Source organism: Pseudomonas atagonensis (assembly GCF_011369485.1).
Lineage (GTDB): Bacteria > Pseudomonadota > Gammaproteobacteria > Pseudomonadales > Pseudomonadaceae > Aquipseudomonas > Aquipseudomonas atagonensis.
On sequence record NZ_VXCA01000043.1, the window covers coordinates 1 to 13,908 of the forward strand.

Annotated in this window: 12 protein-coding genes and 1 pseudogene; 3 read left to right on the forward strand and 10 right to left on the reverse strand. The window is 57.9% G+C overall.

Going from position 1 to position 13,908, the window contains the following annotated elements; all coding sequences use genetic code 11:
- Together F2P67_RS25605 and F2P67_RS25610 are read right to left on the reverse strand one after the other, a co-directional pair.
- A pseudogene (locus F2P67_RS25605) lies at positions 1-2,156 on the reverse strand (hypothetical protein); the annotation flags it as partial.
- Positions 2,157-2,277: 121 nt separating this feature from the next.
- On the reverse strand, positions 2,278-3,387 hold the full coding sequence (locus F2P67_RS25610) for a PilT/PilU family type 4a pilus ATPase (RefSeq protein ID WP_166225471.1): 1,110 nt from the start codon (positions 3,385-3,387) through the stop codon (positions 2,278-2,280).
- Positions 3,388-3,518: 131 nt separating this feature from the next.
- Here F2P67_RS25610 and F2P67_RS25615 point away from each other — a divergent pair, with 131 nt between their 5' ends.
- Positions 3,519-6,056 carry a PAS domain-containing hybrid sensor histidine kinase/response regulator gene (locus F2P67_RS25615; RefSeq protein ID WP_166225474.1) on the forward strand — a complete coding sequence of 846 codons (2,538 nt, stop codon included), beginning with the start codon at positions 3,519-3,521 and terminating at the stop codon, positions 6,054-6,056.
- Positions 6,057-6,109: 53 nt separating this feature from the next.
- On the forward strand, positions 6,110-6,385 hold the full coding sequence (locus tag F2P67_RS25620; RefSeq protein ID WP_025112520.1) for a peptidylprolyl isomerase: 276 nt from the start codon (positions 6,110-6,112) through the stop codon (positions 6,383-6,385).
- Positions 6,386-6,431: 46 nt separating this feature from the next.
- On the opposite strand, the gene F2P67_RS25625 is transcribed toward F2P67_RS25620, so the two are convergent.
- From F2P67_RS25625 to F2P67_RS25660, 8 genes are all read right to left on the reverse strand, one after another.
- Positions 6,432-7,364 (reverse strand): sugar kinase, encoded by a 933-nt coding sequence (locus tag F2P67_RS25625; protein WP_166225477.1) that lies wholly within the window; start codon positions 7,362-7,364, stop codon positions 6,432-6,434.
- Positions 7,364-8,581 carry an amino acid deaminase gene (locus F2P67_RS25630; RefSeq protein WP_166225480.1) on the reverse strand — a complete coding sequence of 406 codons (1,218 nt, stop codon included), beginning with the start codon at positions 8,579-8,581 and terminating at the stop codon, positions 7,364-7,366. The genes F2P67_RS25625 and F2P67_RS25630 overlap by 1 nt, the downstream gene beginning before the upstream one ends.
- Positions 8,582-8,624: 43 nt before the next feature.
- The gene (locus F2P67_RS25635; RefSeq protein ID WP_166225510.1) at positions 8,625-9,389 is read right to left on the reverse strand and encodes an IclR family transcriptional regulator; all 765 of its coding nucleotides are present in this window, start codon (positions 9,387-9,389) and stop codon (positions 8,625-8,627) included.
- A 226-nt stretch (positions 9,390-9,615) separates the two neighbouring features.
- A complete protein-coding gene (locus F2P67_RS25640; protein WP_007912330.1) occupies positions 9,616-10,005 on the reverse strand; it encodes a RidA family protein in 390 nt (129 codons plus the stop codon).
- 31 nt (positions 10,006-10,036) lie between these two features.
- Positions 10,037-10,834 (reverse strand): amino acid ABC transporter ATP-binding protein, encoded by a 798-nt coding sequence (locus tag F2P67_RS25645; protein ID WP_166225483.1) that lies wholly within the window; start codon positions 10,832-10,834, stop codon positions 10,037-10,039.
- Positions 10,831-11,493: an amino acid ABC transporter permease gene (locus F2P67_RS25650; RefSeq protein WP_083368959.1), complete on the reverse strand. Its 663-nt coding sequence runs from the start codon at positions 11,491-11,493 to the stop codon at positions 10,831-10,833. Before F2P67_RS25650 ends, F2P67_RS25645 begins: the two co-directional genes overlap by 4 nt.
- Before the next feature lie 9 nt (positions 11,494-11,502).
- Entirely contained in the window at positions 11,503-12,165 is a 663-nt protein-coding gene (locus F2P67_RS25655; protein WP_059405928.1) for an amino acid ABC transporter permease, read from the reverse strand.
- A 51-nt stretch (positions 12,166-12,216) separates the two neighbouring features.
- On the reverse strand, positions 12,217-13,065 hold the full coding sequence (locus F2P67_RS25660) for a transporter substrate-binding protein (protein WP_166225486.1): 849 nt from the start codon (positions 13,063-13,065) through the stop codon (positions 12,217-12,219).
- Between the two features lie 339 nt (positions 13,066-13,404).
- Between F2P67_RS25660 and F2P67_RS25665 the strand changes: the two genes are divergently transcribed.
- On the forward strand, positions 13,405-13,836 hold the full coding sequence (locus F2P67_RS25665) for a thioredoxin family protein (RefSeq protein WP_166225489.1): 432 nt from the start codon (positions 13,405-13,407) through the stop codon (positions 13,834-13,836).
- The last annotated feature ends 72 nt before the right edge of the window (positions 13,837-13,908 follow it).

The following is a 13,908-nucleotide window of genomic DNA, read 5'->3' on the forward strand; positions in this document are numbered from 1 at the left end:
TGCACGCGCGCGTGCAAGTCACCCTTAAAATCATCTCTGGCGGTATTTCCAGCCTTCGTCTTTAATTGCACCAACCCGAGCGTTCCTACTCTTCGCAATTCACCCTTCAACGGAAAAAGTTCGTAAGCAACTTCCAGATCGCCAAAAGTAGCCAGCATAATTACGCCAAAGCGCCCCACCACTAAATCCTTGCCCGCCTGAGTCTCAAAATCCCGTTCAAAAGCGATAGGACCAACGCCAAGTCTGGAAGACTCCACTGCCGAACCACGGACAGTAAAAAAGTTAATTGTCCCTTGGAGAAAAATATTCAGGTCACGTTCAGGCATATACGACAATGCCAGCCTGACGCTGTCAGTGACACCACAATTCAACTGCAAGGCATAGTCACTCACTTGGCGATGAAACTCCAGTTCGTTTGCCGCTAAATTACTCAACCTGGAGAAGCGCCGGTGAATACCGACAATCGACGGATCAAAGTAAGCAGGTGGTTTATAGCCTGTTAGCATCGCATTAAGATCTGGTGTTTTCGAAATATGCCGATCATCAAACACACCACGCAGATCCCACTCCCCTCCTGTCAAATCGCCGGACATATGCAATTGGACCATGGACATTGCGGCGGATGAGGCATAGAGACCAGGGCGCTGATACAGGATTTTTTCATCAATAAAATCACAAGTCGGAATGGCCTTTTTCAAAGCATTGCGAGCGATTTGCTCTCTGTCCGGCAAAGGTGCCGAAAGAACCCGTGCCATTTGCGTGAATTTTTCACTGTAGGCGTGGAACTCATCGAGTGCTTTTTGCGTAGCGTCTTCTGCTTTTACCAATAGTTCCCGCGAGCTGACAACTCCGTTAATCAACGCCCAGTCCACAACCGGATCAATCATCGCGATTTGTCTTAGGTGAGCCAGTGGATCACTCACCGGTTCAAGTTCGGCATAAGCCATGATTTGTGCGTATGACAGAACACGTGAGGCGCCTCTGTTTACTGCTTCAACCAGCGCGACGCCGTGGCAAAAGCTAACCCAGCCAACCGACCCCATTGTCAGAGTCGACGGAACGTCCTTGACGATAAATTCAGGGGCGATCTCTGCCAGCAATAAATGCGATGCCAATGGAGCGATCACAGGGGCTATCCACCCCTTTGTATAGAGATAGGCTTGCAGGTCTCCACGAACGGCAGCGGAGGACCGTTCGACGTTACCCGGACTGTAGAGATCGAATTGATCAATGCACTTGCGACTTTGTGTTTTGCCAATCAGCGGATTCAAGTCGAGCAAGATCGCCGTCAGCAGCAATGCGCAGAGATCCTGCGGCGAAACGTCCTGTCCATCCTCGGCGCCGAACCATTCGAGTTTTTCCACATACCTTTGGGCGAGTGTTTGTGCGACTGGGTGATTGATCAACTGAACAATGCACTCAGCCGCATTTTCGTCCGTGACAATTGCCCGGCCTGCTTCAACGTAAAGCTTCTCCAAAAGCGTTTTGGCTGGTTTTTTTATTTCTGCAGTGACTTGGCGAATCTCCGCCATCTGTGCGATTGACAATACGGCCATAGCCGGGTCATCTGCCACCAGTTGCCCCCAATAGTTGCCTGATTCGTCGACCGCAGGACTGAAGTCAAAAAAGCTCATCAAGTTTTTATTCGAGGCGCCATCCGTAGGAATTGCAAGTCCATGGAAGGTAAGCCACTGATCGACGTCGACTGAGTTTTTTGTATAAACATAACCGCCTGCTTTCGCGGCGATGTCGGCTACGACCATCATTTTCTTGTAGTAGAAAGAGTCTTTAATCAGATTGAGATCGTGGGATTTCCAGCCCGAACCCTGCTCGTATACTTCAACTTCACCACTTGTATTTATACGCGTGGATTCCATATCAGGAGTGCGTATACGGCGAAGCTCTTCAATGACTGCCGAGTAACTTGCCAACTGATTCCAGAGCACCTGCCCCGGCATATACGCCTGATAAAGAGATGACCCTTCTTTCAACTCTATCTCATAACCTTGACAAACATAGGGACCTTCATCTGCCTGCTCATCAAACATAGCATTCAGTTGAGCCCGTGCTCTGTCCCGCTCTACCTTATCGGCCTGGAGCTGACGCTGTTGTTCCTCTGCGAGTAACACCGAAAGCCTGAGTTGATAATTTTCCAATTGTATAATCGCCTCATGAGTAAAATGCCAGCGTTTGGCATGCCAGATATTTACTCAAGCGAATAAAAGCATCCACACTTAAACTGCAAATCAATATGACGAACGCGGACTTCTTAACGTATTAGTCCATCAACCCCCACTCCCCGCTTGCCGGATAAGTCTGTTGGTTAATATCACCATTGAGTTTAAGCCGAAGCTTCAAATTATTGGCTGAGTCCGCTTGCAATATGCCCTCTTCTGCGCTGATAACACCTTCAACCACCAGCGCGTACAAGGACTCATCAAACGTCTGCATGCCCAACTCTGCTGATTTCTCCATGATACTTTTCAGTTCTGAAAACTCATTACGTTTTATCAAGTCCGCAACGGTAGGCGTGACTAACATTACCTCCACCGCCGCCCTGCGCTGCCCATCCCGTGTCTGTACAAGTCGTTGGGATACCACCGCCTGGAGATTGTTACTCAGCGTATGCAATAGCTGAGGGCGGCGCTCTTCCGGGAACATATTGAGTATCCGTTCAAGCGCCTGATCGGCGTTATTGGCATGCAACGTCGAGAGCACCAGATGCCCCGTTTCAGCAAATGACAGTGCATGTTCCATGGTTTCGCGATCGCGAATTTCGCCGATCAACACAACGTCCGGCGCCTGGCGCAGGGTGTTTTTCAACGCCGCTTGAAAGCTGCGGGTGTCGACACCGACTTCACGCTGGTTAATGATCGAACGCTGGTGCCGGTGAATGAATTCCACCGGATCCTCGATGGTGACGATATGCCCGCTGCTGTGGCGATTGCGGTGATCGATCAGGGCGGCCAGCGAGGTTGACTTGCCTGAGTCCGTGGCACCGACGATGAGGATCAGCCCCTGCTTTCGCATCACCGTTTCGAGCAGCACCACTGGCAACTTGAGGTCTTCGAAACGGGGAATGTCGAGTTTGACGTTGCGGATCACAATCGAGACGTCATTGCGCTGCTTGAATACATTGACCCGGAAGCGCCCGATCCCCGTGCGCGAGATGGCCAGGTTCATTTCCAGATCGCGATCGAACTCGCGGCGCTGTTCGGCGTCCATCAGGGAGGCTGCAATGGCTGCAACTTCACCCGGTTTGTACGGTGTGTCGCTCAATGCCGTGAGCACGCCCTCGACGCGCGCACTGGGTGGCGCGCCCGTGGAAAGGAACAGATCGGAACCGTGGCGGCCCGCGAAGCTTGTCAACAGTGCATCGATTTCCATGGCCAAAAACACCCGCGAAGCATTCAATGAACAGAAATGGCCCGACTTCGTGACGCAACAGGCCATACAGCGTCTACCGCCTGCCACAATGATAGACGCCGCCTCACCGACCGCCCCTCAGGATTGATGTGATGAACGCTGTACCGAACCACCACGATGCCCAGGCGCTGATCGCGCGCACCGACTGGAGCCGCAGCCCCCTCGGCGCTGCCGGCACTTGGCCGCAAAGCCTGCGCACTGCCGTGGACATCGTCATCCACTCGCCTATGCCGATGTTGCTGCTGTGGGGGCCGGAGCTGACGCAGATCTACAACAACGGCTTCGCCCTGCTCGCCGGCAGCAAGCATCCGCACGCTTTCGGACAGCCCGCACACCTGATATGGCCAGAACTCAGAGACTTTACTGACCCGATTTACAGCGCCGTCCTACAAGGCCAGGTGCGGACTTACAGTGAACAACGCTTCACCCTGCAACGGGACGGCAAGGATTCCGACTTCTGGCTGGATCTGACCTACAGCCCGATCCGTGATGAAAATGCCCAGGTGGTCGGGATTCTGGTCACCGCCATTGAGACCAATGAACGCCGGCGCATCGCCCTGGAGCTGAAACAACGCTCCGATGACAGTCTCAAGGCACAACAGGAAACCGAAGAACGCCTGCAACTGGCGCTGGCCGCCACCGACGCGGTGGGCACCTGGGACTGGGACATCGGCGAAGATCGCTTCATCGCTGACGCCCACTTCGCGCAATTGCACGGCATCGATCCGGCGCACGCCAGTCAGTTGCCGATCAGTGAATACCTGCACGGCGTGCATCCCGAAGACCGCGCGATGATCGCCCGCAGCATCAAACACTGCATCACCCATGGCACCGAGTACGCCGAGGAATATCGGCTGCTGCTGCCCGGCGGCGAGCAGCGCTGGGTGTTTGCTCGGGGGCGCTGCTACAAGGATCATCATGGCCGGCCGGTGCGTTTCCTTGGTGCGGCACTGGACCTGACCGAGCGCAAACACATCGAACAGGAGCTGCGCCAAAGCCAGACCGAGCTGCAACTGGTCATCAACGCCATGCCGGTGCTGATCAGTTATGTCGACCGCGATGAGCGCTTTCGCCTGAACAACGCCGCGTACCTCGACTGGTATGGCCTGACGCCCCAAGAGCTGTACGGGCGCACCATCCGCGAGGTGATCGGCGAAGAGGCCTACTTTCTGCGCACGCCCTACATTGCCGAGGCACTGGCCGGGCGACCGTGCTCGTTCAGCCTGTACACCTCGCACCGCGACGGCAGCACCCGCCACGCCTTGATGAACTACCTGCCACGCCACGGTGCGGACGGCGCGGTGAACGGTTTTTACATTTTCGTGATCGACGAAACCGAGCGTAAAAAGACCGAAGAAGCGCTGCGCAACCTAAACGAAACCCTCGAGGAACGGGTCAGCGCACGCACCGAACAACTGGCTCAGGCCAATCAGCGCCTGCAAAACGAGATGTTCGAACGCGAGCGCGCCGAAGACGCCTTGCGCCACGCGCAGAAAATGGAAGCGGTCGGCCAGCTCACCGGCGGCATCGCCCATGACTTCAACAACATGTTGACCGGCATCATCGGCAGCCTCGACCTGATGCAGCGCTACATTGCCAATGGCCGTGCCAACGAGATCGGTCGATTCACGGAAGCCGCCGTGTCGTCGGCCAATCGCGCGGCGGCGCTGACCCACCGTTTGCTGGCGTTCTCCCGCCGGCAATCGCTGGATCGCAAAACCCTCAACGTCAACGAACTGATTCATTCACTGGAAGACCTGATCCGCCGTACCAAGGGCGATCCAATCGAACTCAAATTGCGTTTGGCCGACGATGCGTGGCCGGTCAGCACCGACGTCAGTCAACTGGAGAACGCCCTGCTCAACCTGGTGATCAACGCCCGCGATGCGATGCCTGATGGTGGCGAACTGTTGATCGAGACGGCCAACGTCTACCTCGACGGCAGTGACATCACCACGCTTGAGCCAGTCAGTGCCGGTGACTATGTGATGCTCGCAGTCAGCGACAACGGCACCGGCATGACGCCTTCGGTGCGATCCAAAGCGTTCGACCCGTTTTTCACCACCAAACCCATCGGCCAGGGTACCGGGCTGGGCTTGTCGATGATTTACGGTTTCGCGCAACAGTCGGGTGGGCATGTCAGCCTCGACAGCATCACCGGCCAGGGCACTTGTGTGCGCTTGTACCTGCCGCGTCTGCATTCGCTGGAGCCGGAACTCGCGCCGAGCGCACCTGCCGTGGTGCCGACAGCCGCCGTTGCCGGCGAAACCGTGGTGGTAGTCGAAGACGACCCGGCCGTGCGAATGCTGGTGCTCGACCTGCTCAAGGAGCTGGGCTATCGCGCCCACGAGGCCGAAGACGCAAAAAACGCGCTGCCGCTGCTGGAGTCTGCTGAGCGGGTGGATTTGCTGGTGACGGATGTCGGTCTGCCGGGCATGAACGGTCGGCAACTGGCGGAAATTGCACGTCAGCATCGGCCGGGATTGAAAGTGCTGTTCATGACCGGTTACGCACAAAAAGCCGCCGAGCGTCAGGGTTTTCTCGAGGACGGCATGGACATGGTCGCCAAGCCGTTCTCCATCGAACTGCTGGCCAGCAAGATCCGCACGATGCTCGGCCAAAACCACTGACTTGAGGCATAATCGCCCGCCCCGCCGTCACCCCCGTTATCAGGTACCGCACGATGAAAGCCCAAGCCCGCCACATTCTGGTGAAAACCGCCGAAGAAGCCGAACAGCTCAAACAACGTATTGCCAAGGGCGAGGCGTTCGATGTGTTGGCCAAGAAATACTCGACGTGCCCGTCCGGCAAGCGCGGCGGTGATCTGGGCGAAGTGCGGCCGGGGCAAATGGTCGGTGCGATTGATGCGGTGATTTTCAAGAAGCCGTTGCGTACCGTGCACGGGCCGATCAAGAGCAAGTTTGGTTATCACCTGGTGCAGGTGTTTTACCGCGATTGATTGGATGGCCCGCGAGCCGATTGCGCAGCAACCGGCCATTCAGCGGCTATTTCGGAATCAACGCCCCCGCCACTTGAATCACCCGGCTCGCCAGTGAATGCCCCGCCTCGGCGGCCTCGGCCGGGCTGCCCCCCATCAAGCGGCTCGCAAGATACGCTGCACTGAACGAATCCCCCGCCGCCGTGGTATCCACCACCTTCTCGACCTTGTGCGCCGGCACTTCGAAGCGCTCGCCTTCAGCCATGATCAGGCACGGCTCGGCGCCGCGCTTGAGCACCACTTCCGGGGTGCCGATCTGCGCGTACGCTTCGAACACTGCGTCGCAATCGGCGAAATGGAACAGCGCCTGCTCGTCGTCCACCGTCAGCAAGGCGATATCAACGTGCGGCAACACGCTGCGATAAGCGGCCCGTGCCTCCTCCTGCGAAACCCACAGGCGTGGCCGGTAGTTGTTGTCGAAGACGATGCGCGCATCCCGCTGCCGGGCTTCGATCAGGGTATCAATCAGTTTCTCGCGCCCAAGCGCACCGAGCACTGCCAGGGTAATGCCGCTGAAATACAAAACGTCGTAATCCGGCAGTGCCGCCAGAATCGGCGCGGCGGCCGGCGTAGTGAAGCAATCGCGCACGGCTGCTTCGTTGCGCCAGTACAGAAAGCGACGCTCTCCGGCCGCGTCGGTCTGAATGCAATACAGACCGGGCAGACGACCGGGCAAACGCTGAACCAGATCCAGACCGATGCCTTCGCTGGTCCAGACCTGGCACATCGCATCACTGAAACTGTCATCACCCAGCGCCGTGACGTAATCCACCTGCGCCTTGTCTTCCATGGCGCGAGACAGGTAAACCGCCGTGTTCAGCGTGTCGCCGCCGAAACTTTGTTGCAGGCTGCCATCGGCACGCTGCTGAAGCTCGATCATGCATTCGCCGATCAGGGCGATGCGCGGGGTATTTGGGCCCAAAGGGCTGAGGGTGCTCATCAGAAACAGGTTTCCATGGTTTCGATCACCGACAACTGTTTATCCACCAGCAGGCCCACGCGCCATTTGTCGAAGGTCAGGCATGGATGTGACGTACCAAAGGAAATGATGTCACCCACGCGCAACTCCAAGCCCGGCGCCACGGTCATGAAGGCATGTTGATCCATCACCGCCGTCACCTTGCAGGCGCCGACATCGTCGCCCACTGCCGGCAGCACGCCAGCCTCGTAGCGCAGCAACGGTACCGGCATCCCGGCATCGAACGCCACATCACGCTTGCCCAGGGCGATCACCGCAAAGCCCGGTTCCGGCAGCGACTGCACGTGAGCCCAGACTTCCAGCGCCGGGCGCAAACCTTCGTGCAGATCACTGCGGCGATCGAGCACGCAGCACTGCGCTTCCTTGTAGATGCCATGGTCGTGCGCCACGTAACTGCCCGGGCGCAGAACACTGAGGAAACGTTCGCCCGCGTTCTGCGCTTCGAACGACTCGGCAATCAGGTCGTACCACGCCGAACCCGAAGCGGTGATGACGGGCTTGGCAATGGCGAACGCGCCGCTGTCCTGCAACTGCACCGCCAGACGCACCAGCGACGCGGCGAACTCACGGATGCCACTGACGGCGTGATCGCCGTGAATCACCCCTTCGTAACCTTCGATGCCGGTCAGCGCCAGTGCCGGTTGTGCAATGATCGCCCTGGCCAGCTCGATGACTTCCTGCTCGCTGCGACAGCCGCAACGGCCACCCACCACGCCGTACTCGATCATTACGTTCAACTTCACTCCGCGCGAAGCGAAGTACGCGCCAAGGTCAGCGACGTTGTCCGGGTGATCGACCATGCAATAGAAATCAAAAGAAGGATCGGCCAGCAGATCGGCGATCAGCGCCATGTTCGGCGTGCCGACCAATTGGTTGGCCATCAGAACCCGGCGCACGCCGTGTGCGTAAGCGGCGCGGGTCTGGGTGGCGCTGGCCAGCGTGATGCCCCAGGCGCCAGCGTCAATCTGACGCTTGAACAACGCCGGGGTCATGCTGGTCTTGCCGTGGGGCGCGAGTTCGGCGCCGCTGTCGCTGACGAACTTCTGCATCCAGCGAATGTTGTGCTCCAGCGCCTCGCGGTGCAGCACCAGTGCCGGCAGGCTGACGTCACGCACCAGGTGCGCGCCGACAGTGGCGTCACCCTTTTCCACGGCAGCATTGTTGATGGCAGTCGTCATGGTCAAACTCCTCGCAGTCATTCGCGGCCGCAGGCAGCCGCGTTTATTCGTTGATTCGCCGGGCGAGGCTGTTGGCGCTCTCGATCAATACCCGGCGATAGTCGTCGTAATTGTTTTTTGCATCGGCGCGCGGTGCGACGATGCACAGGGTGCAAATGGCCACGCCACTCGGGTCTTTGACCGGGGCGGCAAAGCAATGGGTGAAGGTGTCGGCGACACTGTCGAAGGAGAAGAAACCGTCGATGCCGGCCTGACGGATCTGCGCCAGAAACAGCTCCAGCGGCAAGCGTTCGCCATCGGGCAGGATGTAGTCGTCCTCGTCGATCAGATCGATGATCTGCTGATCACTCAAATGCGCCAGCAGCAGGCGCCCGGACGCCGTCCACGGGATTGGCGCGTTTTCACCGATGTCGGAAGAAATGCGGAAATGCCGCTCGCCTTCCTTCATCAACGCCACCGTGTATTTGCGCCCGTTGAGCAGGCACATCTGCGCGGTTTCGCGGGTCTGGCTGACGATCTCCTGCAACGCGTGATCGGCCTCGCGGCTGAGGTCGAAATGGCGCAGGTGCGCCTGGCCGAGGAAGTACAACTGGCGACCGAGATAGACGTGACCGTCCTTGCCCACCGACTCCAAAATTCGCCGCTCCAGCAACGAGGCGACCAACTCGTAGACCGTGGATTTCGGGCTGCCGATGCCGTTGGCGATATCGTTGGGGCGCAGCGGCTGGCCGATCTCCTTGAGGAAATCGAGGATATCGAACGCCCGGTCCAGACCGCGTGCCCGGCGCTTGATGGTGTCTTCGGTCATTTCAGTGGTTCCCATAAAAGTTGCCGGGATGGTAACTGGGCCATCGTGCTGTGTCAGCGTGATTGCTGCCCTCACCCCCCGCCCTCTCCCAGGGGGAGAGGGCGCCTGACCGCATCGATCCAGATGCCTTTGTATGACATCTGAATCTGCATCGACGGAGATCAGTCCCCTCTCCCTTGGGAGAGGGTTAGGGTGAGGGGCTGCGGCCGAAGCAACCACGCAACTCTCAAGCCTTTTTCTTGTACGCGATGCAGTCGATCTCGACCTTGCAGTCGACCATCATGCTCGCTTGCACACAGGCCCGGGCCGGTGCGTGTTCAGGTTTGAAGTACTCGCCGAAGACCTTGTTGAAACTGCTGAAATCCCGTGGATCGTCCAGCCACACACCGGCACGCACCACGTCTTCGAGGCCATAACCGGCCTCTTCGAGAATCGCGATCAGGTTCTTCATGGTCTGGTGGGTCTGCTCGACGATGCCGCCGACAATGATTTCGCCATCCACTGCCGGTACCTGGCCGGACACGTGCAGCCAGCCATCCGCTTCAACGGCGCGCGCGAATGGACGGGGCTGGCCGCCGGCGGCGGTGCTGCCGGTACCGTAACGAGTAATGCTCATGGATGTTTCTCCTGATTGAAAAAGTGAAAAGTCAGAACCGCGTGCTTTTGAGAAATTCCGCCAGGCGCGGCGATTGCGGGCGTTCGAACAGTTCCTTGGGAGGTCCCTGCTCTTCGATCCGACCCTGATTCATGAAAACGATTTTGTCGGAGACCTCAAAGGCGAAACGCATCTCGTGGGTCACCAGCAGCATGGTCATGCCGTCCTCGGCCAGGCCTTTGATCACGTTGAGCACTTCGCCGACCAGTTCCGGGTCGAGAGCCGAAGTGACTTCGTCAAACAGCATCAGGCTCGGGTTCATCGCAATGGCCCGGGCAATCGCCACGCGCTGTTGCTGACCGCCGGACAACTGACCGGGGAAGTGATTGCGCCGCTCCAGAAGGCCGACTCGATCCAGCCATTTCTCGGCCAGCACTACGGCTTCGTCCTTGTGCATCTTTTTGACTTTCAGCAGGCCAAGCGTGACGTTCTGCAACGCGGTGAGGTGCGGGAACAGATTGAATTGCTGGAACGCCATGCCGGTCATCGCGCGATGACGGGCGATGACTTTTTCAGCATGGCGGACACGTTTGCCGGCGACATCGTCGTAGCCGATCGATTCGCCGTCGAGCAGGATCTGCCCGCCCTGAAACTCTTCAAGCATGTTCACGCAACGCAGCAGCGTGGTCTTGCCCGACCCACTGGAGCCGATCAGCGTCACCACATTGCCGCGCTGCATGCTCAGATCGACGCCCTTGAGCACTTCGACCGCGCCGTACTGTTTGTGCAGGCCACGGATGTCGAGCAGTGGCTGGCCGTTTTGAATGTTGGAAACTTGAGCTTCAGTCATGGCAAGGCCACCCGCTTTTCAATGTGCCGGCCGAGTAACTCGATGCCGTAGTTGATGACGAAAAACAGAAATCCGGCGAACAGGTAAAACTCGAGCGTCATGAATGTCCGGGCGATGATCTGTTGCGTGCTGAGGAGCAATTCGGCCACGCCGATCACCGAGAGCAAGGTCGACGCCTTGACGATTTCGGTGGACGAGTTGACCCACGTTGGCAGGATCTGCCGCAGCGCCTGGGGCAACAGCACGTAACCAAGGGATTGATAAAACGTCAGGCCAATCGCCTTGCTCGCTTCCATTTGCCCGCGTGGTAACGCTTGCAATGCACCACGAACGATTTCCGCAACATGCGAGCCGCAAAACAACGTCAGGCCCAGGGCACCGGCCTGAAACGCGCTGATCTGCCAGCCCAGCGCCGGCGCCATATAAAAGCAGGCCAACACCAGCACAAACACCGGCGTGCCGCGAATCAGATCGACGTAAAAACGAAACGGTGCGCGCATCCAGAACTTGCCGTACGTCAGCACCAGACCGGTGACAACACCGAGCAGCGTGCCGAACAGAATCGCCAGTGCGGAGACCTGCACGCTGGTCAAGAACCCTTGCAGCAACGTCTCGCGCGCCACCCACAACTCATGCAACCAACTGGGAGATTCGTACATCGCAGCCTCCTATCGGCGAATCGCCAGACGCTGCTCGAGGTAACGCAGCAGCATGGCAATGAGGTAACAGGCCGCGACATACAACGCCGTGGTCACCAGCCAGGTTTCGATCACCCGGTAGCTCTCGACGTTGATCTTGCGCGCGTAATAGGTCAGCTCCGGCACCGCAATCGCAGCGGCCAGCGAGGTGTCCTTGAACAGCGAAATGAAGTTATTCGACAACGCCGGCAACACATTGCGCAGCATCACCGGCACCGTGACGTAGGCCTTGACCTGCCACTCGCCGAGACCGATCGCCAGACCGGCTTCGCGCTGCCCCTTGGGAATGCTCAGCAAACCGCCGCGAAACACTTCGGTCAGGTACGCCCCGGCATATAGCGACAGGGTGATGATGAACGAGGGAATCTTGTCCAGACGAATCCCCAGGCTCGGCAACGCAAAGTAGATCAACAGAATCAACACCAGAATCGGTGTGTTACGGATCACCGTCACATACACCGATGCCAGCACCCGCAAGGCGCGATGCTTCGACAGCAAGGCAAATGCCATCAGCAGGCCGATCACGCAGCCGATGGCGATCGATACCAGCGCCAGTTCAAGGCCCAGACCCAGCCCCGCCAGCAAGGTGTCGAAATCGCGCCACACGGCGGCAAAGTTCAACTGATAGTTCATGGTCAGCAGTACCTTGAGCAGGGCGACAGGAATCGCCCCACTCTCACGGGATCATTTGAATTCGACTGGGAAACCGATGGCGGGCGAAGGCAGATCTACGCCGAACCATTGTTTGAACGACGCCGCGTAAGTAGGGAATTCAACCCCGGTCATCGCTTCATGCAGCGTGGTGTTGACGAAGTTCAGCCAGTCCTGATCGCCGCGTTTGACGGCGCAGGCGTAGGTCTGCGGGCTCCAGGCGTAAGTCGGGCTGCGATAGCGGCCAGGGTTCTGCACCATCAGATATTTGACCGAGGACTGGTCCGTGGCGGCGGCATCGGCGCGCCCAGAGTTCACCGCTTGATACATCAAATCGACGCTGTCGTACTGATCGACCTTGGCCTTGGGCAAAGCCTGATGCACCAGTTCTTCGGCATAGACGTTTTGCAACACCGCCACGGTGACGCTGTCGCCGCCAGCCTGCAGGTCTTCGATTTCCTTGTATTTGCTGTTGTTCGGCAGCAGCAGACCGACACCTTCGCGGTAGTACGGCAAGGTGAACGCCACTTGCTGCGCACGGCTGGCGGTGACGGTGATGAACTGGCAGCTCATGTCGACCTTGTCGGTGAGCAGATTGGGAATCCGCGCATCGGACGACTGCACCACGAACTCGACTTTGCTCGGGTCGTTGAACAGACCCTTGGCGACCATCCTGGCGATGTCGATATCAAAGCCCTGCAACTTGCCGTCCGCGCCCTGGAAGTGCCACGGCGCATTGGTGCTACCGGTGCCGACAATCAATTTCCCACGGGCCAGAACACTGTCGAGCTTGCTATCGGCGGCCTGGGCCAGGCCCATAACAGTGGAAGAAGCTGCAAGAACAAAAACACACGCTTTGAACAACGAAGGACGGCGATGCATGGCAAGCACTCCAGGATGATGTTTATTCCGCTATACCGGAACACGGTTTGTTACTACGGAATAGACAGCAGAAAGTGTGCCACAGGATTCGCGGGGAATCCGCAATGGATTGAAATTTGTTTTGAATCAAAGAGATAAAAAGAAGGGTGGAGCCCGTGTTACGCGAGGTGTCACCAACCCGCGCTACCGTTGGCTACACAGAGCGAGTACCGGGGCCACATTTCGGTGCGCGACGCACAAAAAATCGCGCTCGGCACCTGTCAACTCTGACAGTAGCCGCCGAAGCGTTACCTGCCTTACCGTCAGCTTCATCCGGAACCGACGAACAGGTAAGTCTCCATGCGCTCGACATCCGAATACTCGACCCTTGCGCCCGCCTATCGCAAAGCCTTGAAGACCAGAAGGCTGGTGGCTTTGTATTTCTACAGCGAACATTGCCCCGCCTGTCATTGGGCCAGCCCGGTATTCCGACAGATTGCCGAAGGTTTCAAACCCTGGGCCGACAGCTACATGCTTGATGTCGACAAGTCACCCAGACACGAGCGTGTGACTGGTTTCCCGACAATCCTGCTCTACAAGAACGGAAAACTGCTGGAGCATTTGAAAGGAATCGGCGATGAGGAAATGCTGGAGCAATCCTTTATTCGCTACATCGGCAAGATCAAAACTGCGCCCGTTCAGCACCAACCAAGACATGACACTGCCTGGCTTTACCAGACTCTGCGAAGTCTCTGCACCATCCCCCGCGCAAAACGATGGAACTTTTCCTGAAAGTGCCACCTAAGAGCCATCAGGTAATGGCACTGCCGTTCCAATTGATCTGTAACAACTAGCCTCGAAGCC